The sequence below is a fragment of the Halopenitus persicus genome, assembly GCF_900107205.1.
Classification (GTDB): Archaea; Halobacteriota; Halobacteria; order Halobacteriales; family Haloferacaceae; genus Halopenitus; species Halopenitus persicus.
In genome coordinates, this window is sequence record NZ_FNPC01000011.1 from 56,896 (window position 1) to 79,033 (window position 22,138).

Consider the following 22,138-nt stretch of genomic DNA (forward strand, 5'->3'; position numbering starts at 1 on the left):
CGTGGGAGAAATCGAACGACCAATGTCGAAATCGGAGTCAAATTCGGATATATACCCATCGATCGATCAGTTCAGTAGCGATGAAACGGTACGATTCACCGATCGCCGCGACCGATTGATACGGCTTCGCACGGTCGAGGGTGCCTCGCCGGACGTCGACGCGCTCGTCGGGATGTACGCGGACTTCGGCACGGACGACCGCGCCCAGGGGATCCCGCCGATCGGGACCGATCGGATACGCGACTGGCTGACGGGGCTCGAGGGCATCCACGTGATCGCCGAACACCGGGGCGAGCCGGTCGGCCACGCCGTTCTCGTGCCGGTTGATGCGGACGCGCTCGAGCTCGCGATCTTCGTCCACCCCGACTATCAGGGCGCCACGATCGGGACGCGAACCCTCGGCGAACTCCTCGAGCGCGGCGCCGAGGCCGACGCGACCGAGATCCACCTCCACGTCGAACGGTCGAACCGCGCGGCGATCGCGTTATACCGGAAGTACGGATTCACCGCCGAGGAGACCCGATCGATGGAGCTCCGAATGCGTCGCTCGATCGTCGAACCGCCGACCGCGTAACGATCGGTACGCGTCGCGGTCGCCACGCGTAACGGTCAGCACGCGTCGCGAGCGCCACGCGGGACGGCCGCCACGTTCGAACGGATTATCGCGTTCTCCGCGCCGCGACGGTTTCCCCTTCTCGACGCTTCGCTACCCGCTCTCCGCTAGCCGAACGTTTTGCATTGCTACTGGGATAGACATCATATGAGCACCTATATAAGGAATATAGGTACGTATGTACGCAATTCTTTAATAGAATAACTCATTCGTATTGTATATGCGGAGGAGAGATGAAACTTCATCGGTCGAATCGCACACCGAATACACGATCGCCCGGTCGACGTGCTGGCGCTGTGGGGTCTCGATCCCGGAACACAGCGCGCGGAGCACGCTCTGTCCCGACTGCGCTCGGCGTCACGCCGGGTGACCGGAGCGGACTCTCGGATCGTCGCCGTGGAGCGTCGACCGTCCGACCCGGAGCGGCGAGGGTTTTGACGAACAGCCGACGCGACTGCGTCCGGTCGTCAGTTTGACACGAATCGACACGAAGCTATAGGTGTCGTCCGCCAGTAGTGACGACGAGTATGGCCGACCGCCCCTACGAGTACCCGGCGGCGGACACGTCCGCGGGAATACGAGTGCTCCACGTCGACGACGATCCCGACGTCGCCGAGCTGACGGCGGTCGCGCTGGAACGCGAGCGCGACGCGTTCACGGTCGTCACGGAGACCGACCCGCGGGCGGGGCTCGACCGGATCCGGGAGGACGCGATCGACTGCGTGGTCTCCGACTACGAGATGCCGGACATGACCGGGCTGGAGTTTCTCGAGGGCGTCCGGGGGATCGACCCGGACGTGCCGTTCGTCCTCTTCACGGGGAAGGGCTCCGAGGAGATCGCCAGCGAGGCGATCTCGGCCGGCGTCACGGACTACATTCAAAAGCGGCCGGGGATGGACGCGTACACGGTCCTGGCCAACCGGATCGAGAACGCGGTCGATCAGTACCGCTCCCGGCAGGCGCTCGCCGAGAGCCAACGCCGGCTCTCGCGGTTCATCGACCAGTCGCCGCTGGGGACGATCGTCTACGACGAGACGTTCACGATCCGGCGGGTCAACGCGGCGGCGGAGTCGATCACGGGCTACGAGGCGGCCGAGCTCGTCGGCGGGACCTGGCTCCCGATCGTTCCGCCGGAGGTCCGCCGACACGTCGCGGAGGTCGAACGCCGGCTGTTGGCCGACAAGGGGGGCTACCACAGCGTCAACGAGATCGTGACGAAATCCGGCGAGCGGCGGCTCTGTTCGTGGCACAACCGGGTCGTCACCGACGCGGACGGGACCGTCATCACGATCGTCTCCCAGTTCGAGGACGTCACCGAACGGCGGCGCCAGCGGCGCGAGCTCGAGGAGACGAACGCGGTCCTCTCGACGCTGTTCGACACGCTGCCGGTGGGCGTGCTCGCGGAGGACGTCGACCGGACGGTGTTGGCGGTCAACGAACGGCTCTTCGAGATCCTCGAGATGTCCGGGTCGCCGGCGGAGGCGGCCGGCGCCGACTGCCAGGAGCTGGCAGCGGCGGTCAGCGACCGGTTCGACGATCCGGAGGGGTTCCTCGCGGGGATCGACCGCCGCATCGCGGACGGCGAGCCGGTCGAGGGGGAGGAGATCCGGCTGGCCGACGGGCGGACGGTCGCCCGGAGCTACCGCCCGATCGAGCTGCCGGACGGGCGCGGCCACCTCTGGGTGTATCAGGACGTCACCGACCGGAAGCGGCACGAGCGCCGGCTCGAGACGCTCAGCGAGACGAGCCAGCAGTTGATGACCGCGCGGACGCGGGAGGCGGTCGCCGGGATCGCCGTCGCCGCAGCCCGCGACGTGCTCGACCTCGAGGCCAACGCGGTCCATCTCCACGACGAGGACCGGGAGGGGCTGGTCCCGGTCGCCGCGACCGACGCCCTCCGCGAGCTGGTCGGGGAGCCGCCGACGTTCGCCGAGGGAGAGGGGATCGCCTGGCGGGCCTACGAGAGCGGGGAGTCGATCTCGATCGACGACGTCCGCGAGGACGCCGACGTCTACAACCCCGACACCGACGTTCGAAGCGAGATGTACCTCCCGCTGGGGGAGTACGGCGTCCTCATCGCGGGGTCCGAGTCGGTCGAGGCCTTCGCGGACCACGACCGGATACTCGGCGAGATCCTCGCCGGGAACGTGGCGACGGCGCTCGAACAGGTCGACCGGACCGAGACGCTCCGGGAGCACGAACGCGAACTCGTCGACAAGAACGAGCGCCTCGAGGAGTTCACGAGCGTCGCCTCCCACGACCTGCGGAACCCCCTGAACGTCGCCCAAGGGCGGCTCGAGCTCGCGATGGCGGAGTGTGACAGCGAGCACCTCGCGGTCGTCGACCGGTCGCTCGACCGGATGGAGACGCTCATCGAGGACCTGTTGACGCTCGCCCGCGAGGACGACGCCGACGTCGACCGCCAGCCGATCGCGCTGTCGACGGCAGCGCGGCGGTGTTGGGAGACCATCGAGACGACGGACGCGACCCTGGCGGTCGAGACCGACCGCGCGATCCGGGCCGACGAGGGACTTCTCCGGCAGATCCTCGAGAACCTGCTGGCGAATTCGGTCGAACACGGTGGCGAAAGCGTACGGATCGAGATCGGCGAGCTGTCGGACGGCGACGACGGGACGCCGAACGGCTTCTACGTCGCCGACGACGGGCCCGGGATCCCCGAGGGCGACCGTGAGCGCGTCTTCGAGTACGGTTTCTCGGGGACGGCCGAGGGCACCGGCTTCGGCCTCTCGATCGTCGACAAGTACGTCGAGGCCCACGGCTGGGACGTTCGGGTGACCGAGTCCGAGACGGGCGGCGCGCGCTTCGAGATCACCGGCGTCGAGTTCGAGGAACCGCCGGAGTGAGTGGAGGGCACGCGGGGAGGCCCCGGCGTGGTCCGCCCGTGGGTTTTTGCGCCGGGCCGCCGAGAGTCGCGTATGGCCGCCGACGGAGGAATCGACGAGAAGGGTTCGGATTCCGATCGGGATGGATCGGGTGGCGCCCGGGATGGATCGGATGGCGACCGGGGTGGACCGAGTGACGACGGTGGTGGATCGAACGACGACGAGGAGCATCCCGACATCGAGGACCTGCTCGACCGGCTCGACGACCTCTCGGACGCCGTCGACGAGCCGCACGAGCGCCAGGAGGTCGAACGGACCATCTCGCTGGTTCGACGGATGCCCGGCAGCACCGCCTTCACCGAGCACATCTACAAGTACACCTCGCGGGATATGGCCGAGGCGCTCGTCGGGAGCGTCATCTTCGCGCTCCCGTTCCTCGTCGAGGACGGCGTTTTCGTCATCGCCCGGTGGTTCACGGCGGTCCGGGTCGGTCCGGTGCCGGTCGCCTTCCTCGCGCACGTCCTCTTCGTCCTCGGACTGACGGGCGGGCTGTTGTACTACGCCGACATTCGGGAGGTGCGCGTCACGCGGCCGGTGTTCGGGCTCGTTCCGCGTCGCTATCTCGGCGTTCTACTCGTCTCCTTCGGAGCCGCGTTCGGAATGCTGGCCCTGTGGGGACGGCTCGTGCTCGAGGATCCGACTCCGTTCGAGGCGTTCGCGCGGGTGACCGTGGTCTGGGCACCCGCCGCGCTGGGGGCGGCGCTCGGCGATATCCTGCCGGGCGAGAGCAAGGGCGAGGACATCAGCGAGCTGTTCGACGACGATTGAAGGTGCCGCCACGTCAGGGCCGGCGGCTCACGACCGTCGGCCCGTGGTCGGCGGCTCGCGACCGGCGGCGTCCCAGGTTACTCGTCGCGGTCGGAGGTGAGCCCGGGATTCGTCACGGCGCCGAGGGACGCGGAGGCGAAGTCGCGGTGGTACTTCGCGAGCACGCCGCCGGAGTAGGGCGGCTCCGGCGGCTCCCACTCCTCGCGGCGGCGGTCGAGTTCGTCGGCGGAGAGATCGACCGAGAGCTCGCGCTCGGGGATGTCGACGGTCACCTCGTCGCCGTCCTCGATGAGGCCGATCGGGCCGCCCTGGGCCGCCTCGGGGGCGACGTGGCCGATCATCGGGCCGCGGGTGGCGCCGGAGAAGCGGCCGTCGGTCAGCAGCGCGACGTCGTCCTCGTGGCCCGCGCCGACCACGGCCGCGGTCACGCCGAGCATCTCGCGCATCCCGGGGCCGCCGGTGGGGCCCTCGTTGCGGATGATGATGACGTCGCCGGAGTCGATCGCGCCGGTCTGAACGTACTCCATGGCGTCCTCCTCGGTCTCGAAGATCCGGGCGGGACCCTGGTGGTGGAACTCGTCCTGGCCGGTCGCCTTCAGGACCGCGCCCTCCGGCGCGAGGTTCCCCGTGAGGATCTTGATGGCGCCCTCGGGCTGTTTGGGCTCGTCGACGGTGTAGAGGAAGTCGGCGTCGATCGCGTCGTCGTCGGGGAGGTCGAGCCGGTCGAGCTCCTCGGCGATCGTCCGGCCCGTGACGGTCAGCTGGTCGCCGTGGAACAGGCCCGCCTCCAGCAGCCGGCGGATGACGACCGGCACGCCGCCGATCTCGTGGAGGTCGTTCATCACGCTCTGTCCGCCGGGCTGCATATCCGCGATCTTCGGGGTACGCCGGGAGATCTCGTCGAAGTCCTCGATGTCGAGGTCGACGCCGGCCTCGGCCGCCAGCGCGAGCAGGTGGAGCACGCCGTTGGTCGAGCCGCCGATCGCCGTCTGGAGCGCGATGGCGTTCTCGAAGGACTTCCGCGTCAGGATGTCCGAGGGCCGGCGGTCGTTCTCGATGCAGTCGAGGGCCAGATCGCCGGCCCTCTCGGCGACCGCGTAGCGCTCCTCGTCCTCGGCGGGCGCGGAGGCCGACCCCAGCGGCGCCAGTCCCAGCGCCTCCGAGATGGAGGCCATCGTGTTGGCGGTGAACATCCCGCCGCAGGAGCCCGCGCCCGGGCAGGCGTTCCGCTCCAGATCGTCGAGCTCGTCGGCGTCCATGTCGCCCTGCGCGTACGCGCCGACGCCCTCGAAGACCTGAACGATCGTGACGTCGCGACCGTCGTGCTGGCCGGGCATGATCGAGCCGCCGTAGCAAAACACGGAGGGCAGATCGGTCCGGATCGCGGCCATCATCATCCCGGGGAGGTTCTTGTCGCAGCCGGCGACGGTCACCAGCCCGTCCATCCGTTCGCCGAAGGAGACGAGCTCGACGGAGTCGGCGATGACCTCCCGGGAGATGAGCGAGGCCTTCATCCCTTCCGTCCCCATCGAGATGGCGTCGGAGATGGTGATCGTGCCGAACTCGATCGGCATCCCGCCGGTCGCGTCGATCCCGTCGACCGCGGCGTCGGCCACGTCGTCGAGGTGGACGTTACACGGCGTGATGTCCGCCGCGGGGTTGGCGACCCCCACGAGCGGGGAGGAGAGGTCGGCATCGTCGAAGCCCATCGCCCGGAACATCGACCGATGGGGCGCCTTGTCGGCTCCCTCGGTCACGTCCCGGCTTCGGAGGTCATCGTCCTTCCGTCCCGCGAACCGGTCGGCGTCGTCGCGGCGCTGCGCGTCGGCGTCGGCGGAGGATGGCTCCTCCCCCTGCTGTTGGCTCATACGGTACACCTAGCGGGGGGACGGGTTAAACCCTTGACGACGAACGCGTTCCCCTCGAGGTGGATGGGGAGGATCGGGGAGGGTGGAGCGAAGAGGATCGGGTCGAGTGGGGCGAAGGAGATCGGGGAGGATCGATCGAACGCGCTAGGCGAAGGCCCGCAGAATGCCCTCTCCGTCGGTGCTCGCCGCGACGTCCGGAAGGGTTGCGCGTTCGGGGTGGGGCATCAACACGGCGGTCGTCTCGCGTTCGCCGAGGATCCCGGCGACGTTCCCGGTCGAGCCGTTGGGGTTGGCGGCGTCGGTGACGGCGCCGTCGGCGTCACAGTATCGGAAGAGGATCCGGTCGTCCGCCTCGAGGGCCTCGGAGGCCGCCGCGTCGATCTCGAAGCGGCCCTCGCCGTGGGCGATCGGCACCTCGATCACGTCGCCCTCGTCGTAGGCGGCGGTCCAGGGCGTGTCCGCGCGCTCGACCCGGAGGTGGACGGGCTCACACTGGAAGCGCGCGCTCTCGTTGGTGGTGAACGCGCCGGCGACCAGCCCCGACTCCGCGCCGATCTGGGCGCCGTTGCAGACGCCCAGCACCGGGGTCCCGTCGGCCGCGGCCGCGCGGACCTCCTCCATCACCGGGGCGCGGGCGGCCATCGCGCCGGCGCGGAGGTAGTCGCCGTAGGAGAACCCGCCCGGGATGACGATCCCGTCGGTCTCGGCGGGGAGGCCGTCCGCGTGCCAGCGGCGCTCGGCGTCGATCCCGAGGTGCTCCAGCGCCCGGACGGCGTCCCGGTCGCAGTTCGACCCGCCGAACTGCAGGACGGTGACGGTCATCGGTCCGCGACCGTGACCTCGTAGTCGTGGATGGTCGGGTTCGCGAGCAGGCGCTCGGCCATCTCGCCGGCGCGCTCCGCGGCCGCGTCGGCGTCGTCGGCCTCCAGGTCGATCTCGAACCGGTCGGCCGACCGGAGGTCCTCCAGCTCGAAGCCGAGCCGTTCGAGCGCCCGCTGGGTCGTCTCGGCCTCGGGGTCGAGCACGCCCCGCTTGAGCCGGACGGTGACGGTCGCAGTGTAGGCGGTCATCACCCGATACTGCGAAGTCGTGTGCAAAAACCGTTTTGGAACGGCCTTGATACGCACGTTCGTGGATATATCGGCGAGCGAGCGATGGGCGACCGAGGGCCAGGCGCTCCGGAAGCGGGGCGGCGGCGCGGCTCACGAGCGTGGCGGTCGGAAAAACGTGGTCGTGCTGTCGGCGGTCGTTACTCGTCGACGGCGACCGCGTTCACGAGGCCGGTCTGGCCCGGCCGGGAGGTGACGCGGGCGCGGCCCTCGGTGGTCTCGATGATGGCGCCCTTCGTGATGATGTTCCGGCGGACGTAGTTGACGTTCGCGGGGTTCTCGACGACGTTCTCGATCTCGGCCGAGACCGTCTCGCCGTCGACGGAGACCTGCGCGACGTTCGTCGAGAGGGCGCGGACCTTCTCGTCGGTGCCGCGCGCGTCGATGTACTGGAAGCGGGGCTCGCCGACGGTCGTCTCGGCGGCCTCGCGGCCGAGCTGGTGGCGCTTCTTGTCGTGTGCGGGTCGCAGTCGACCGCCCGTTCGCTTCCGCGTGGAGCGTCCCTGGTCCTTCATACGCCCAGAGACGCCGAGCGAATACTTGAACCGTTCGACTCGGGACCGCGCGACCGGGCGGCCGACCGGCGCCGCAGGGACGGGCGGGAGTGGGAGCGGGACCGGGCAGGGACGACGCAGTTCGGTAGCTTTACCGGCGTGGCTCGCCCCCGGCCGTGTATGAGCCTCCGGACCGCCGTCGCGGCCCCGTTCCGCCAGCAGGGGCGGGACCGGCTCGGCGAGGGCGAGTTCGTCGTCGCCCTCTCGCTTGACCGGGACTGGTTCTCGCCCGACCAGGCCAAACGCCTCGTCGACGTCGCCGCCGGGCGCGGGCTGCTCGACCGGGACGACGACGAGCTGGTTCCCGCCTTCGACGTCGACGCCGTGGACGTCCCGGAGGGGTTCACCCCCGACGAGTCGATCCTCCGCGAACAGTCCACCTTCGAACGCGCGCTCGAGGCGGTCGTCGACGCCGGCGTGGAGAAACGGGCCGCCGTCGCCGCGATCAACGAGCGCCAGCGCGGCCTCGAGATCACGATCGAGGCCGCCGCGGTCCTGTACGCCAACGAGCAGGGCGTCGACGTCGGCCCCCTGGCCGCGGACGTCCGGGAGGACCTCCTGGCCGGGACTGGGGACGGCGCGGGCAAGCAAGAGACGGACGATCAGCCGGACGACGAGGACCCGGCCGCGGAGGAGGTCGCCTGATGGTCGACGACCGGCTGCGGGACGGCGTCCGGATCGCACAGCTGCTGTCCTCCGAGGTCACCGGCGAGGCGGGGCGGCTGCGCGACCTCGAGGTAGCCGACGCGGACCCCGACGTGGAGCCGACGCTCGACGGCGCGCTCGCCTACCGGATCGTCCGCGTACCCGAGGCGGAGATGGACGCGGCCGACGTCTCGGAATCCGACGGGGAGACGACGACGGCGGGAGAAGTTTCCGACGACGCGACGACGATCGCCGAGGCGTTCGTCCAGCCCGAGCGCGTCCGCCTCGAGTTCCGCGCCGGGGTCGATCGGGTCGCCGACGTCGCAGCCGACGCCGACCTGCGCGTCCGGCCGAAGGCGGTCCACCCGCCCCGAACGATCGTCTTCCTCGAGGACGGCGCGGCGGTTAAACGGGTATTGCCCGCCCTCGAGGCCGCCCGCGACGCGGCGCTGGCGGATGAAACAAACGCGGACGAGGCGTAATCGAGGCCGTCGACCGAACGTGCGGGTTTGAAAGCCTCATAAACGCGATCGAGGCAGCGTCCGCGTCGTCGGATCATCACGCGGTTTCGTCCGCGTCCGTCTCCGCGTCGCCGTCCGCCTCGGTCCCGTCGCCGTCCGTCTCGGCCCCGTCGCCGTCCGCCTCGTTCGCTGCCTGCTCATCCTTGTCCGCGTCCGCGTCCTCCTCGTCCCGTCGCGCCAGCCCGGCCAGGTGGCCGATCTCCGGGAGGATCACGTCTTCGAGGCCGAGCCGGACGGCGTCGGTCGACCCCGGCAGGCAGAAGACCGGCACGCCGTCGGCGATCCCGGCGGTCGCCCGGGAGCCGATCGTCCTCGTCCCGACGTCGGCGAACGAGAGCCGGCGGAAGGTCTCCCCGAAGCCCGGCAGGTCCTTCTCGAACAGGGGTGCGACCGCATCGGGCGTGACGTCGTCGGGCGTGACGCCGGTTCCGCCGGAGGTGATGACGGCGTCGACGTCCCCCCGACTGACCAGCCGGTCGACCGTGCCCTGGACGCGGTCGAAGTCGTCGGGGATCAGCTCCCGGACCGTCACCTCGTGGCCCGCGTCCTCGAGCGCGTTGACGAGGTGATCGCCGGTCGCGTCCTCGTCCATCGAGCGCGAGCTCGAGACCGTGACGACCGCGACCCCGAGCTGGTCGAGGTCGTGCTGATGGTGATGGTCGTGGTCGTCGTGAGCGTGGTCGTCGTGAGCGTGGTCGTGGTCGTCGTGGCCGTGCTGATGGGCGTCGTGAGCGTGGTCGGAACGGTCGCTGGAGTGGTCGTGGGAACCGGCGTCGTCGGAGTGATCGGTCATGGACGTCGGTTGGATGGGGAGACGGAAAACGTGCCGTTTCGATGCTGCGCCCGGAGCGTCCGGTTCCGGCTACTTATCCCGTAGTCGGTCTCGAGCAGCGGCAAAGCGAACGGGGTCCGTGTCACCGGCAGCAGCCATCTCGTTTGCCGACTGGAGTTGGGAGTCGATCAGGCGGTTCTGCTGCCGTGACCACTCCTCGTCGTCGTGCGTCCGGACGTACTCGGCCCATCGCTTGATCATCGCACGCCGTTGCTCCGTATTCCGGCGGCGACCGTCCTCAAACTCCCGTGAGTTCAGCATAGTAGTCCTCGACTCCAAGCTCGGTGACGTACGTTTCGAGCTGCTCGGTAGTAAAGAACGTGCGGGTCAGCCAACCGGCGTGACGACGAGGAGCGCTTCGAGAGCACGCGCCCAGTGCGTGGCGGCGTCGGGGACGGCAGCCACCACCGGTCGAGCGGGTGACTCGACCAATGCCAGGTTTCTTAACCGGTTGTTCGCAATACGTCGGGATAATGGAATTGACAAGAGACCAATATCAGGAGCTCGTTCGGACCCTCGCGGACGGGATCCTGGTCGTGAGCGAGTCGGGCGAGATCCTGTATGAGAGCCCGGCCGTACAGCGTCTCACCGGATATGGGCCCGAGGAGCGGACCGGGGAACACGTGTTCGATCGCGTTCATCCCGACGACGAACGGGCGGTCCGCGAGGCGTTCGCCGACGTGCTCGAGTCCGAGGGGGAGACGGTGGTCACCGCCGAGTTTCGCTTCCGGCACAAGGACGGGTCGTGGATCTGGCTCGAGACGAGGGGGAGCACACAGCGGGCGACGACGATCGGCGGGTACATCGTGCGCGTGAGCGACATCACCGAGGCCAAGGCGCGCGAGGAACGCCTCGAACGGACCACGGCCCGCCTCGAGGCGCTCTTCGAGAACTCCCCGGACATGATCGACGTCCACACCGCCGACGGGACCATCGTCGACGTGAACCGACAGTTCTGCGAGGCGTTCGACGAACCGAAATCGGCGATCGTCGGGCGGAAGGTCTGGGAGATCGACCAGGAGATCGGACCGGACGAGCTGCAGGAGATCTGGGACCGAATGGACGTCGGCGAGCGAACCGAGCTCGAGACGACGTTCGAGACCGGGGACGGGACGCGGTTCCCCGTCGAGGTGCACCTGACCCGTCTGCCGGTGAACGACGGCGACCGGTTCGTGGTCATCTCGCGGGACATCACCGAGCGAAAGCGGCAGCTCCGGGAGATCCGGTCGCTCAAGAACCGGCTGGAGCTCGCGGTCGAGGGGGCAAACCTCGGCGTCTGGGACTGGAACATGCGGACCGACGCGGTCGAGTTCAACGACCAGTGGGCCGAGATGCTCGGCCACGAGCTGGACGAGATCGAGCCACACGTGGAGGCGTGGGAGTCGCGCGTGCATCCGGACGATATGGAGGCGGTCAGGGACGCGCTCGACGCGCATCGGCGAGGGGAGACGGACCACTACGACACCACGCACCGACTGCGAACCGCCGACGGCGAGTGGAAGTGGATCCGGGACCTCGGCCGGATCGTCGAGCGGGACGCGGACGGCGAGCCGGTTCGTGCGGTCGGGATCCACCTCGACATCGACGACTCCAAGCGCTACCAACGGGAGCTGGAACGGAAGACCGAGGAGCTCGAGCGGCAGACCGCGGAGCTCGAGCGGAAGGCCGCGGAGCTGGAGGACCTGACGACCCGGCTCGAGGAGCAGTACCGGACGCTGTTCGAGGAGGCGCCCGTGATGGCGGTCGTCACGCGGGCCGAAAACGGCCGGCCGGTCATCGAGGACTGCAACAACCAGTTCGCGGACGCGCTCGGGTATGACCCGGAGGCGCTCGTCGGCGCCGCGCTCGCGGACTTCTACGCGGCCGACTCCGAGACGGCGCTGATCGACGACGGGGGCTACGAGGCGGCCCTGAACGGGGAGTTCACCAACGAGCCCCGCGAGCTGGTGACTGCCGACGGGGAGGTGGTCGAGACGCGGCTGCGGGCGGTCCCGCGGAAGGACGCGGCCGGCGAGGTCGTGGGCACGCTGGCGATGTACATCGACGTGACCGAGCGGGAGACGGTCAAGCGGGCCAACGAGCGCCTCGAGGAGTTCGCGAGCATCGTCTCACACGACCTGCGCAACCCGCTGAACGTGGCGGCGGGTCACCTCGAGCTGGCGCGCGAGGAGTGCGAGAGCAGCCCGCATCTGGAGGCGGTCGAGCGCGCCCACGACCGGATGGAATCCCTCATCGAGGACCTGCTGGCGCTGGCCCGGGAGGGCGCGTCCGTCGCCGAGACCGACGCGGTCGATCTCCCGGCCCTGGTCGAGGCGTGTTGGGAGACCGTCGAGACGGCCGACGCCACGCTGGTCGTCGACGACGAGCGAACCGTGGTGGCCGACGAGACCCGACTCAGACAGCTGTTCGAGAACCTCATCAGAAATGCGGTCGAACACGGCGGCCCCGACGTGACCGTGACGGTCGGCGGCCTGGAGGACGGGTTCTCCGTCGAGGACGACGGGCCGGGGATTCCGGACGACGTCGCCGAGGCCGTCTTCGAGGCGGGCTATTCGACGAACGCCGAGGGCACCGGGTTCGGCCTGAGCATCGTGCAGCGGATCGTCGAGGCCCACGGCTGGGAGATTCGCGTGACTGAATCCGAGGCGGGCGGCGCACGCTTCGAGATCACCGGCGTCGGGTTCGCGTCCGAGTAGGTGAGGTTGCAGTGATCGAAGACCAGGTACTGTACGATGGCATCTTGCGTGTTTCCTGCAGTCGGAACGGTTCAACGAAACTCGAGAGCCTGATCAAACAACCGTTCTTTCACTCAAACTGATGTCGCCACTACGCCGTTGAAAAATTCAATTTACTGACTCTAATCCGGACGGTGCCTGTCAATCTGCCATAAGATTATTACTCAACCGCTGAGTTGGTTCGGTGTGAGTCGACTCACAATACGGAGGGGAATCAGAACGTGCGGTTACTGATCCGCCTTAAGGCACGGCGTAATGCCGCCTACGATTCGACCTACCATCACAAGCTCCGTGGACGTATCTGGGATGCACTTGCCGACACGGAGTATGATAAAGAACATGATAAGGATCGTCCAAAGGGGTTCGTCTACAGCAACCCGTTTCCTCCCAAGGATATGTCGGAAGGTGATGAACGAACGCTCCTCGTCGCGTCGCCACACGAGGGGTTACTCACTCATATCGCGCGCGATCTCCAGTCCGAACGGGAATTGAACATCGGTGAGATGCCGTTCCGAGTGGCTGATCTTTCGGAACTCGATCCCGATGTTGGAGAGCCTGGCACCTCGGGAACGATCGAGACAGGCACCGGACTGCTCGTACGTATCCCTCCGTGGCGCCACGACGAGTACGGCATTGAGGACCACGGCGGAAACACGGCGACCTACTGGCGACCGGAGCACACGATGGAACCGCTTCGAAACCAGCTCGAATCCAACCTCGACAAGAAACACGGGCTATTCCTTCCAGACTACCTATCCGGACCGAGTGACATCGACGGCGATCTCTTTTCGGGATACGAACTGATCAAGACGTTCGCGATTCCGGTCACCGTCACACAGGGTGAACGACGGACGCTCGTGTTGAGCAAGTGGCGGTTCGACTATACCGTCCGTGATGACGATCACCGTCGTCACCTCAACCTCGCGCTGGATACGGGCCTCGGTGAACGGAACTCGCTGGGATTTGGGTTCGTAAACATCACCGACAAAACGGAGGTTACTGAACCAACACAGGAGGCTAACGGTGCTGACACTTGAGGAATTTAAAGAGAAGTACCCACCAGAGACACTTCGGAAGGAAATCCCTGAGTCGCCGATAAGTTCCCTGCGAGGGATCCAATACCTGTATGGAAAACTCTACACGCTCGCAACGACGGGTGGAGGTGAATATGCACCGTATCTCACGCCGGACGCAGCGAGCGACCTCATCGACACGGATGATAGTTTGGTCGTCGTACGTATTGATCTCTCCAGTGAGAACCCCCAACTAGCTGACGACAAAAAGGGGGCGGTATGGGTAACGCGGTATGCAGATGACTTGGTGCAAAAGGTCGGTCACTGCAAGTACCCTGCCGCGCGAGGAATCGATCACAGTGTAACCCACCAAGCCGGGCGAAACAGCGATCCGGAGAAACTCGCCCGTTACGCGAAGGAACGACTGACGAAGTGGGCGACAGACGAGGTGGTGACGGACGCAGCCGCTACCCACGATGATGGTTGGATCATCCGCGAACTTGCTGAACTTGCCGAATCCGAGAAGGTTCTGGAAGCCATCGAAAACGAAGTCATCGCGAGCTTAGGTGGAGAATCAGCGACTTCACTCCTAACGGTCCAAGTCAAACTCGAGACGGACGGAGAGTATCGCTGGCCCGGCGAATTGGACGTGTTCAACGAGGCAATGCGACAGCGAAAGCTGTCGAAGCTGGTCACGAAAAACAAAGCAGATGATTCCTCAGGTGCGGCAACCGATCTCGTTACTGGAACGCAGTCACGAACGGTGGGCACGTCGGAGGATCCCCAGAACTACTTCCTCGGGAAGCAGCGTGAAACCTTCCCGGGACTCGACATCGAGGAAGCATGGCGGTCGCATCCGATATCCGAGGACGCTGCAGTGACGGTGATGAACGCGGAGACGTTCGTCGAGGCGTGTACCTATCGGACGTTTGGTGCGAAGGTATACTATCTGCCGTATTTCTTTGGCCACCAGACTCCGGAAAAAGCATATGAGCTGTATGAGCTGTTGTATTCGGCAGTTAACGAAGATGAAGACGTCACTCCGATCGAACGCGCATATCTAAACTCACGTGAGAAGGACATTTCCGAGACTGATCTTCGGTTCTACGTGTCCGCAGTGATGCCGCACCAGATGTCCCGATATGACGTGTTCGGAGAGACGCTAAACGGTCAGCTTCATTATCCAAAGGAACTCGCGCTTACACACAATCAGCTAGTCACGAACGCTTCAGCATTCACCACGAATGCGGAGAATAACTGGACTGCGCCGTTACCGACGAACGAGAACTGGGCATTACTGTCCGAGACCGATGACCGGTTGAATTCCGTTTCAACAGGCTGGTACTTCCACCAGACGTTCGCCGAGCGGGACGACGAGGATGCCGACGCGGACGATCCCCGTATCGAGGCGCTCGTGAGCGTTCTCAGCGGCAACGCGATCGCGGTCGACGTACTTCTCGAAGAGTACGTCGCTCGTATCATCGACGAAGAGTCCGGAGACGACGAGTTCGACGGATTCCCGTCGTTCCTCGTCGCAAGCCAGTTCGCACAGTTGTGTGCGCTCGCGGACGAGAACCTGAAACTGTTGACGACGACCGATCCCGCGAAGGAACCGATCACACGCCAACCACACTACGAGCAGATAATAATGGATACCCTAGAAACGATCATCGCAACCGACGGGGGACACCCCGCTGGCTCGAAGCTCGAATCGTTCATCAATGAAACGCCGGCACTTGCACCGAGCAGAGACGATAGCGATGGCTCAGTGACCGCCGAACGACGCGGTGCGTTCCTCTTGGGCGCTCTCGTCGGAGACGTCGGGAGTTATCAGGAGTACAGCGAGGATCGATCGACGACGCTCGTCGACCAGTACCCGGTCAAATCAATCACTCGGTCCCGCATTAAAAAGGTCGCACAGGAGACCATCGCGAAGACGCTAACGTATACCCGACAGGAGAAAAAGAGCGGTCAGTCGTATCCGGGGACGAAAGCCGACCACATCGTCGATCGTCTCCGGGAGACGATCCTGAATCCGGATCCGGACGACTGGGAGATAGATACCGATGACCTCCGGTTCTACTATGCGCTCGGGGTAACCTACGGTATGAACGACCATCCCGACTGGGGGAAGCTGCAGAGCGACGAAACCGACGAATCCGAGGAGGAACACTAAGATGTCCGAATCCACCGACACCACCGAAACCGTTCAGAATCGCTCCGAGATCGTTTTCCTGTACGATGCAGTCGACGCGAACCCGAACGGGAATCCGCTCAGCGGCGCGAACCGCCCACGTATCGATCCGCAGACCCAACAGGCGATCGTCACCGACGTTCGGTTGAAGCGGTATTTGCGAGATCAGCTGGACGACGACGGTCACGGCGTATATATCCGAAACGTCCAGAAGGACGGGAACCAGTACACTCGTGGCCAGTTACTTGAAGATCGCTTGAAATCGATCGACCTCGACGATTATGACCTAGACGAGGACGGAGAGCCCGACCGTCTCCGAGAGGCAGTATTCGGTGAGTTCCTCAACGAAAGTGTGGATGTTCGATACTTCGGAGCGACGATGTCCGTCGACACCGACGATCCATACGCGGAACACCTTCCGGATCACTTCACCGGACCAGTCCAGTTCTCGCCCGGAAAGACGATGCACGCCGTTAACGAGAATGAGGAGTACGACAGCCTGACGAGCGTGATCGCGACCCAGGAAGGAAAGGAACAAGGCGGATTTGACCTCGATGACCATCGGATCCAGTACGGACTCATTCGGTTCCACGGACTCGTCGACGAGCACGGAGCGGCAGACACGAATCTGACTTCGGATGACGTGGACCGGCTCGACACGTTGTGTTGGCGGGCGATCAAGAATCAGACGATCAGTCGAAGCAAGGTCGGTCAAGAACCCCGGCTCTACTGTCGTGTCGAATACTCGGAGGACAGCTTCCACCTCGGCGGTCTCGACAAGGACCTCACCCTGGACGACGAAAGGAGTGTCCCCGACGAGGAGCTACGAAACGTTCGCGACGTAACCGTCGACGTCGATTCGTTCGTTACTCGGCTGAAGAACGCGTCCGATCGGGTGTCGAGGGTACGGATCGTCGCGAGCGACGTTCTCGAGTTCTCGCACGACGGGGATGTCGGTGGACCTGAACTCCTCTACGAGGCGGTAGAGGAGTCGGTCGGAGCCGATACGCTTGAGCTGATCGACGTATACGACGAACACACCGAAACGCTTCCCGAGAGCGAGACGGCCGAGTAACGATGGCCGATGGCTCGCTCGCGGAGAAGACGAATGACAAGCAGGAACGAGACGCGAGCGACGGCTTCCCGAGCCGTTGCCTCTCGTTCACGGTCCGGGGACCGTGGGGCCATTTCCGACGGATCGAGGGAAACGTCGTCAAACAAACGTATCGCGTCATCCCCCGGACGACGGTTGCAGGACTAGTCGCGGGAATTCTCGGACTCGGCCGAGACAGTTACTACGAGCTGTTTTCCTCGGACCGGTCAGCGATAGCGATCGAACCCGTACACGAGCTACGGACGATCAACCTCCCGATGAACACCCTCTCGACCGCGGACGGGAACTTACAGTCTCTGAACGGACGAGGGAAGCTGAGCGTGAAACTCCCAGATCCGACCGCACTTCGTCAACAACACAACTACGAGGTCCTCGTCGATCCCGGGTATCGTATCGACCTCGTACTGTCGGATACGGAACGATATCGCCAGCTTCGGCGATATCTCGAGGACGGAAAGTCCCATTACGTCCCGAGCCTCGGACTATCGGAATACCTCGCCGAGATCGAATATCACGGAGAATTCGAGATCGAGCCGACGAACGCTGCTGGCCGATCCGTGCCGGATGCGGAACCAGTAAACGTAGACACGGCCGTGCCGAACGCCGTTGACGATCTCGTGCTTGAGCCGGGAACGCGTTGTCAGATCGAGGAGTCGCCGGCGTTTATGACGACCGACGAAGGGGGACGAACGACGACGGAGTTTACGACGTACGCGTACAATCCCGATGCCGAGACGCTTGCTGTGCGCGGGATCGAAACGACGGTTGTGGATGACCGGAAGGTGGTGTTCGTTTAACGTGACGGTTCGGTACTCCCACCCGCCGGAAGACGAACGAGACGGCGTTCACCTGACGGAGCACCTACAGGACGTGGCCGAACGGAGCCGCCACATCGTCTCGGAGGACGCACAAACACCGGCAGGCGAATCTCTCCTCGATCTCGTCGAAACGCTGGCATACGTGCACGACTTTGGAAAGGCAACGACGTACTTCCAAGAGTATCTTCTCGATTCCGTACATCCGGATCCGGAACCACTCCGTCATCACGCACCACTTGGCGCGTTCGTCGCATACGATGCGCTCGATGCTCGGGGGTTTGAGACCGAAAGCTGTCTAGCAGGATTCGTTGCCGTCGCCAAACATCACGGGAGCCTTCCGGACGTTGCGGAATACGTATATAAGCGATCGCACCGTCGTGACGGCATTTCACCCGGGGCGGAGACATCGAAGGAACGACGTCAGAAGTTGATAGCGAAACAGGCCGTCGACATCCGTGAGAACGCACCCGAGATCGCGGAGACGGTGTTCGACTGGGCAACCAACGGCAAGCGATCGGTACACGAATTCATCGACGAGTACCCATCATTGCTCAATAACATCGAATCCGCTGTGTCCGCCGATGGATCCGTGTCCGATTTTTCCTATGAAACGCTCTCGGACACGTGCTATTCACTCGTTTTGGAGAGCTGGGGATCGCTCGTTCTCGCCGACAAGACGAGTGCTGCAGGGGTAAGTGAGGATACGGATCGATTTGGCTCACTCTATGCAGCCAAACAGCCGAATTTTGAACGGTTGGATGAGCACGTTCATCGACTTGAACGAGAGGCGAACGCCGATCCTAACGGAACGAGACGGGAACGGTTGAACCATCACCGCTCACGTGCACGCAATACCGTCCTGAGAAACGCCGAAGAGTTCGGTGAGAACGAGGGCAACGTTGCAACGCTGACGCTCCCGACCGGAATGGGAAAGACGCTTAGCGGGTTATCGGCCGCATTCACGATCCGAGATCAACTGGACGGGGATCGGGTCATCTACGCGCTGCCGTTTACATCCATCATCGATCAGGTCGTTGACGAGGTCGAGGACATCTACGATACGGATTCGACGGGTCGGGTTCTCACTGCGCATCATCACCTCTCAGAGACGACGATCGAAGACGATGACGAGAAGGCCGACCTGAACGACGACGTTTCCGGAATGCTCGCGGAAAGCTGGCGAGCTGGGCTGACGGTATCAACGTATGTACAGCTGTTCGAGAGCCTCGCCGGACCATCAAACGGACAATCGATGAAACTGCCCGCATTACGGGACAGCGTCGTCATCCTCGACGAGCCACAGAGCCTTCCGCTTGATTGGTGGAAGCTCGTCCCGCGGCTCGTCTCGATGCTCACCGACCGCTATGACGCGACGGTCATTGCGATGACCGCAACACAACCACGGCTGTTCGAAAACGCAATTGAACTCGTCGACGAACCGACGTCATACTTCGAGACGGCCGAGCGGGTCGAGTATGAGATCGACCCATCGGTTGAACGATACATCGAGGATCAAACCGGGGCGAAGAGCTACGCAGATGCAGCCGAACAGGTGATCGATCACGGCGAGACGACCTCATCAACGCTTGCAATATGTAACACTATCGACAGCGCGAAGCGTCTCACTGAACGTCTCGATGAGCGACTCGATGGCGCCATAAGCATCGGATCAGCATATAAAGACGCATTGTTCGAGGCAGGATCGATCGATGTCGTTGATCCAAGTAGTCTGGCGGAAGACATCAATAGGAAAAGCGATCAAGGGGTGCTTCATTTATCGACTCGACTTCGTCCCGTCGATCGCCTTACGCTCATTGAGATCGCGAAGCATCTCACCGAACGTGGCTATCCGCTCATCACCGTCTCGACGCAGCTCGTCGAGGCGGGGGTCGACATCAGCTTCGATCGCGTCTTCCGAGATCTCGCCCCGATCGACAGCATCGTTCAAGCCGCAGGACGATGCAACCGGTCCTTCGAACGTGAACGGGGGCACGTCACGGTTTGGTGGCTTGACGTCCCGGATGAGCAAACTAAAACGCCGGCAGAAGCGGTCTACAACCGTGGCGTAGCACTTCTCCCGGTCGCGGCAAATACGATCGAGGACGTACGTGCCGGTCGAACGACGATTCCCGAGGTCGATCTCGCTCGAGATGGCATCGAGGAGTACTACCGGCGGCTGAAAAACCAGAAAAACGTTGGAAAACAGGAGTACGTTGAGTACGTCGATCAGGCGCTAGCCGGCCAATTGGCTGACCTCTCGCTTATTGACCAGCGACGAACCGTCGACATCGTCGTCTGTCGAACGAAAGCGGACCGGAACACCGTTCGAGAGATCGAAGACGCCACAGCACGATACGATTTCGCGACCGTCGAAACACGGCTCAAGGAGCTTCGAACGAAACAAATCTCGGTTCCGATCTACCAGGACGATTCGAAGGAGGCACGGGAAATAGCCGACTTCCCGACGATCGCCGAAACCGATATCCGATGGATAGATCCCACAACGACACGGTATGAGGACTTCTTCGATGCCGATATGGGATTCCTCGTACCCGACGACACGGTGGAACGGCGGTTCCTATGACTGATCCGGTCGATCGTCTACTGGCGACTGCACGGGGCGAGGCAGTCGACGACCCGTTTCGAGTTACCGGCGTTCAAGTGCAGTACTATCACGTTTGTGAGCGGGAGCTTTGGTTCGCGAGCCGCCATCTCGAGATCGATCGTGAAAACCCGAACGTCGTCCGTGGAACGCGCGTCGACGAAACCGCCTACGAGGAGAAGCGACGAAACGTTCACCTCGGAATGATCTCGCTGGACGTTCTCGAGGATGGTCGGGTCGTCGAGGTGAAACCATCATCCACGCTCACGAAGCCTGCTCGGATGCAGCTGTCGTATTATCTGTGGTATCTCGATCGCGTCATCGGCGTCGAAACCAATGGTGTTCTCGCACACCCGAGGGAACGACGGCGCGAGTCAGTCGAACTTACCGAGGATCGAAAAGCAGCGGTTGAAGAATCGATCCGGGGAATACACGAGATCGTGACGGCCGAGGAACCGCCGGACGCCGAGGAAAAGCCGTTCTGCGACTCGTGTGCGTACCACGACTTCTGTTGGTGTTAAGAATGGACAGGAACTATCACGTGTTCTCCGACGGACGGATCGAACGGAACGACGACACGATTCGAGTCGTCACCGAGGATGGCGAGAAGAAGTACGTGCCCGTCGAAAACGCGGAGGCCGTCTTCCTTCACGGGCAGATCGACTTCAACACGCGGTTCGTCTCGTTTCTCGACGATCACGGAACTGCTGCACACGTATTCGGGTGGAACGATTACTATGCCGGATCGGTGATGCCGACGAAGGGGCAAACGTCCGGGCAGACGGTGGTCGGACAGGTTCGGGCGTATGAGAACCCCGAGGAGAGACTTCGACTAGCCAGCGCGTTCGTGTCGGGGAGCATCCACAATATGCGGACCAACGTGACGTACTACAACGGAAAGGATCGCGATCTCGAATCGGAGCGAGCAGAGCTGGCGTCGATCGCAGACGACGTGAGCGACGCGGGAGACGTCTCAGAATTGATGGGCGTCGAAGCGACGGCACGAAAGGTGTACTATCGTACCTTTCGGAAGATCCTCCCCGACGAATTCACGTTCGGCCGCCGAGAGTTCAATCCACCGACGAACGAGGTAAACAGCCTTATTTCGTTCGGGAACTCGCTCGTGTACGCGAACTGTGTCTCAGCGATCAGAGCGACGGCACTCGATCCGTCGATCAGTTATCTCCACGAGCCAGGTGAGAGACGGTACTCGCTGTCGCTCGATATTGCGGATCTGTTCAAACCGCTACTGGCCGACCGCGTTCTGTTTCGAGTCCTCAATCGGCGTCAACTGACCGCTGACGACTTCGAGAAGGAACTCGGAGCGTGTCTGCTCAGCGAACGTGGTCGAAAAGTGTACACCAAGGAATTCGAGGAGACGCTCGAACGGACCATCGAACACCCTGAGCTGAATCGAAAGGTGAGCTATCAACACCTGCTGCGGCTGGAAGCGTACAAGTTGAAGAAAGATCTGCTTGCCGGAGAGCAGTACGAACCGTTCAAGCGGTGGTGGTGATGTACGTCATCCTCGTCTACGATATGGAAGCCGATCGAACGCAGAAGATGCTTCGGTTGGGTCGTCGATATCTGGTGCACGTTCAGAACTCGGTGCTTGAAGGAGAGATCACCAAAGGAGATCTCGCAGAACTCCGAGGGAAAATAGAGGATCTCCTCATCGTTGGCGAATCGGTGGTCATCTATGAGTTATCCTCCGAGTCCTACCTCGATCGAACCGTATACGGTGAGGATCCGAAGACGGACGACCAATTCTTGTAACGTTCCATCGACCCCCAGGGGTTGATCGATTATTGAGGGTCGATGGGAAAGACTTGTTATGAATGCACGCGAG

At 63.8% G+C, this 22,138-nt stretch carries 20 protein-coding genes; 14 read left to right on the plus strand and 6 right to left on the minus strand.

The window, feature by feature from the left end; translation table 11 throughout:
- Positions 1 to 115: 115 nt before the first annotated feature.
- The 3 genes from BLV25_RS14570 (at position 116) to BLV25_RS14580 (ending at position 4,284) form a co-directional block, all read left to right on the plus strand.
- Positions 116 to 574 carry a GNAT family N-acetyltransferase gene (locus BLV25_RS14570; RefSeq protein ID WP_256335745.1) on the plus strand — a complete coding sequence of 153 codons (459 nt, stop codon included), beginning with the start codon at positions 116 to 118 and terminating at the stop codon, positions 572 to 574.
- Between the two features lie 566 nt (positions 575 to 1,140).
- The gene (locus BLV25_RS18115) at positions 1,141 to 3,477 is read left to right on the plus strand and encodes a hybrid sensor histidine kinase/response regulator (RefSeq protein ID WP_092734645.1); all 2,337 of its coding nucleotides are present in this window, start codon (positions 1,141 to 1,143) and stop codon (positions 3,475 to 3,477) included.
- Positions 3,478 to 3,549: 72 nt separating this feature from the next.
- A complete protein-coding gene (locus BLV25_RS14580; protein ID WP_092734648.1) occupies positions 3,550 to 4,284 on the plus strand; it encodes a DUF2391 domain-containing protein in 735 nt (244 codons plus the stop codon).
- A gap of 77 nt (positions 4,285 to 4,361) precedes the next feature.
- Here BLV25_RS14580 and ilvD read toward each other — a convergent pair whose 3' ends face one another.
- The 4 genes from ilvD to BLV25_RS14600 form a co-directional block, all read right to left on the minus strand.
- Complete coding sequence (gene ilvD, locus BLV25_RS14585) at positions 4,362 to 6,152, minus strand: dihydroxy-acid dehydratase (RefSeq protein WP_092734651.1); 1,791 nt, start codon at positions 6,150 to 6,152, stop codon at positions 4,362 to 4,364.
- 144 nt (positions 6,153 to 6,296) lie between these two features.
- Entirely contained in the window at positions 6,297 to 6,974 is a 678-nt protein-coding gene (purQ, locus tag BLV25_RS14590; protein WP_021074714.1) for a phosphoribosylformylglycinamidine synthase I, read from the minus strand.
- The gene (purS, locus tag BLV25_RS14595) at positions 6,971 to 7,222 is read right to left on the minus strand and encodes a phosphoribosylformylglycinamidine synthase subunit PurS (RefSeq protein ID WP_021074713.1); all 252 of its coding nucleotides are present in this window, start codon (positions 7,220 to 7,222) and stop codon (positions 6,971 to 6,973) included. The genes purQ and purS overlap by 4 nt, the downstream gene beginning before the upstream one ends.
- Before the next feature lie 179 nt (positions 7,223 to 7,401).
- Positions 7,402 to 7,776: a 30S ribosomal protein S8e gene (locus BLV25_RS14600; protein ID WP_021074712.1), complete on the minus strand. Its 375-nt coding sequence runs from the start codon at positions 7,774 to 7,776 to the stop codon at positions 7,402 to 7,404.
- Between the two features lie 159 nt (positions 7,777 to 7,935).
- Between BLV25_RS14600 and BLV25_RS14605 the strand changes: the two genes are divergently transcribed.
- Entirely contained in the window at positions 7,936 to 8,460 is a 525-nt protein-coding gene (locus BLV25_RS14605; RefSeq protein ID WP_021074711.1) for a DUF2240 family protein, read from the plus strand.
- Positions 8,460 to 8,942: a hypothetical protein gene (locus tag BLV25_RS14610; protein ID WP_092734654.1), complete on the plus strand. Its 483-nt coding sequence runs from the start codon at positions 8,460 to 8,462 to the stop codon at positions 8,940 to 8,942. Before BLV25_RS14605 ends, BLV25_RS14610 begins: the two co-directional genes overlap by 1 nt.
- Positions 8,943 to 9,018: 76 nt before the next feature.
- On the opposite strand, the gene BLV25_RS14615 is transcribed toward BLV25_RS14610, so the two are convergent.
- Positions 9,019 to 9,774, minus strand: coding sequence for a MogA/MoaB family molybdenum cofactor biosynthesis protein (locus tag BLV25_RS14615; protein WP_092734657.1), 756 nt, complete (start codon positions 9,772 to 9,774; stop codon positions 9,019 to 9,021).
- A gap of 69 nt (positions 9,775 to 9,843) precedes the next feature.
- The gene (locus BLV25_RS14620) at positions 9,844 to 10,074 is read right to left on the minus strand and encodes a hypothetical protein (protein ID WP_092734661.1); all 231 of its coding nucleotides are present in this window, start codon (positions 10,072 to 10,074) and stop codon (positions 9,844 to 9,846) included.
- 212 nt (positions 10,075 to 10,286) lie between these two features.
- Between BLV25_RS14620 and BLV25_RS14625 the strand changes: the two genes are divergently transcribed.
- From BLV25_RS14625 to cas2, 9 genes are all read left to right on the plus strand, one after another.
- Positions 10,287 to 12,509 (plus strand): PAS domain S-box protein, encoded by a 2,223-nt coding sequence (locus BLV25_RS14625; RefSeq protein ID WP_176819507.1) that lies wholly within the window; start codon positions 10,287 to 10,289, stop codon positions 12,507 to 12,509.
- Between the two features lie 260 nt (positions 12,510 to 12,769).
- Positions 12,770 to 13,585, plus strand: a complete 816-nt coding sequence (gene cas6, locus BLV25_RS14630) for a CRISPR-associated endoribonuclease Cas6 (protein WP_092734667.1) — start codon at positions 12,770 to 12,772, stop codon at positions 13,583 to 13,585.
- Positions 13,572 to 15,737 carry a type I-B CRISPR-associated protein Cas8b/Csh1 gene (gene cas8b, locus BLV25_RS14635; RefSeq protein WP_092734671.1) on the plus strand — a complete coding sequence of 722 codons (2,166 nt, stop codon included), beginning with the start codon at positions 13,572 to 13,574 and terminating at the stop codon, positions 15,735 to 15,737. The genes cas6 and cas8b overlap by 14 nt, the downstream gene beginning before the upstream one ends.
- 1 nt (position 15,738) lies before the next feature.
- Positions 15,739 to 16,830 (plus strand): type I-B CRISPR-associated protein Cas7/Csh2, encoded by a 1,092-nt coding sequence (cas7b, locus tag BLV25_RS14640; protein ID WP_021074704.1) that lies wholly within the window; start codon positions 15,739 to 15,741, stop codon positions 16,828 to 16,830.
- A gap of 2 nt (positions 16,831 to 16,832) precedes the next feature.
- The gene (gene cas5b / locus BLV25_RS14645) at positions 16,833 to 17,666 is read left to right on the plus strand and encodes a type I-B CRISPR-associated protein Cas5b (RefSeq protein ID WP_021074703.1); all 834 of its coding nucleotides are present in this window, start codon (positions 16,833 to 16,835) and stop codon (positions 17,664 to 17,666) included.
- A 1-nt stretch (position 17,667) separates the two neighbouring features.
- Complete coding sequence (locus BLV25_RS14650) at positions 17,668 to 20,271, plus strand: CRISPR-associated endonuclease Cas3'' (RefSeq protein WP_039400889.1); 2,604 nt, start codon at positions 17,668 to 17,670, stop codon at positions 20,269 to 20,271.
- Positions 20,268 to 20,810, plus strand: a complete 543-nt coding sequence (cas4, locus tag BLV25_RS14655; RefSeq protein WP_039400892.1) for a CRISPR-associated protein Cas4 — start codon at positions 20,268 to 20,270, stop codon at positions 20,808 to 20,810. The genes BLV25_RS14650 and cas4 overlap by 4 nt, the downstream gene beginning before the upstream one ends.
- Positions 20,811 to 20,812: 2 nt before the next feature.
- Entirely contained in the window at positions 20,813 to 21,805 is a 993-nt protein-coding gene (cas1b, locus tag BLV25_RS14660; protein WP_021074700.1) for a type I-B CRISPR-associated endonuclease Cas1b, read from the plus strand.
- Entirely contained in the window at positions 21,805 to 22,065 is a 261-nt protein-coding gene (gene cas2, locus BLV25_RS14665; RefSeq protein ID WP_021074699.1) for a CRISPR-associated endonuclease Cas2, read from the plus strand. The genes cas1b and cas2 overlap by 1 nt, the downstream gene beginning before the upstream one ends.
- Positions 22,066 to 22,138: the final 73 nt, after the last annotated feature.

Bases quoted from the DNA above. Each gene is read 5' to 3' on its own strand.
- BLV25_RS18115 (WP_092734645.1), top strand. From the start codon at position 1,141: ATGGCCGACCGCCCCTACGAGTACCCGGCGGCGGACACGTCCGCGGGA.
- BLV25_RS14580 (WP_092734648.1), top strand. From the start codon at position 3,550: ATGGCCGCCGACGGAGGAATCGACGAGAAGGGTTCGGATTCCGATCGG.
- ilvD (WP_092734651.1), bottom strand. From the start codon at position 6,152: ATGAGCCAACAGCAGGGGGAGGAGCCATCCTCCGCCGACGCCGACGCG.
- purQ (WP_021074714.1), bottom strand. From the start codon at position 6,974: ATGACCGTCACCGTCCTGCAGTTCGGCGGGTCGAACTGCGACCGGGAC.
- purS (WP_021074713.1), bottom strand. From the start codon at position 7,222: ATGACCGCCTACACTGCGACCGTCACCGTCCGGCTCAAGCGGGGCGTG.
- BLV25_RS14600 (WP_021074712.1), bottom strand. From the start codon at position 7,776: ATGAAGGACCAGGGACGCTCCACGCGGAAGCGAACGGGCGGTCGACTG.
- BLV25_RS14605 (WP_021074711.1), top strand. From the start codon at position 7,936: ATGAGCCTCCGGACCGCCGTCGCGGCCCCGTTCCGCCAGCAGGGGCGG.
- BLV25_RS14610 (WP_092734654.1), top strand. From the start codon at position 8,460: ATGGTCGACGACCGGCTGCGGGACGGCGTCCGGATCGCACAGCTGCTG.
- BLV25_RS14615 (WP_092734657.1), bottom strand. From the start codon at position 9,774: ATGACCGATCACTCCGACGACGCCGGTTCCCACGACCACTCCAGCGAC.
- BLV25_RS14620 (WP_092734661.1), bottom strand. From the start codon at position 10,074: ATGCTGAACTCACGGGAGTTTGAGGACGGTCGCCGCCGGAATACGGAG.
- BLV25_RS14625 (WP_176819507.1), top strand. From the start codon at position 10,287: ATGGAATTGACAAGAGACCAATATCAGGAGCTCGTTCGGACCCTCGCG.
- cas7b (WP_021074704.1), top strand. From the start codon at position 15,739: ATGTCCGAATCCACCGACACCACCGAAACCGTTCAGAATCGCTCCGAG.
- cas5b (WP_021074703.1), top strand. From the start codon at position 16,833: ATGGCCGATGGCTCGCTCGCGGAGAAGACGAATGACAAGCAGGAACGA.
- cas4 (WP_039400892.1), top strand. From the start codon at position 20,268: ATGACTGATCCGGTCGATCGTCTACTGGCGACTGCACGGGGCGAGGCA.
- cas1b (WP_021074700.1), top strand. From the start codon at position 20,813: ATGGACAGGAACTATCACGTGTTCTCCGACGGACGGATCGAACGGAAC.
- cas2 (WP_021074699.1), top strand. From the start codon at position 21,805: ATGTACGTCATCCTCGTCTACGATATGGAAGCCGATCGAACGCAGAAG.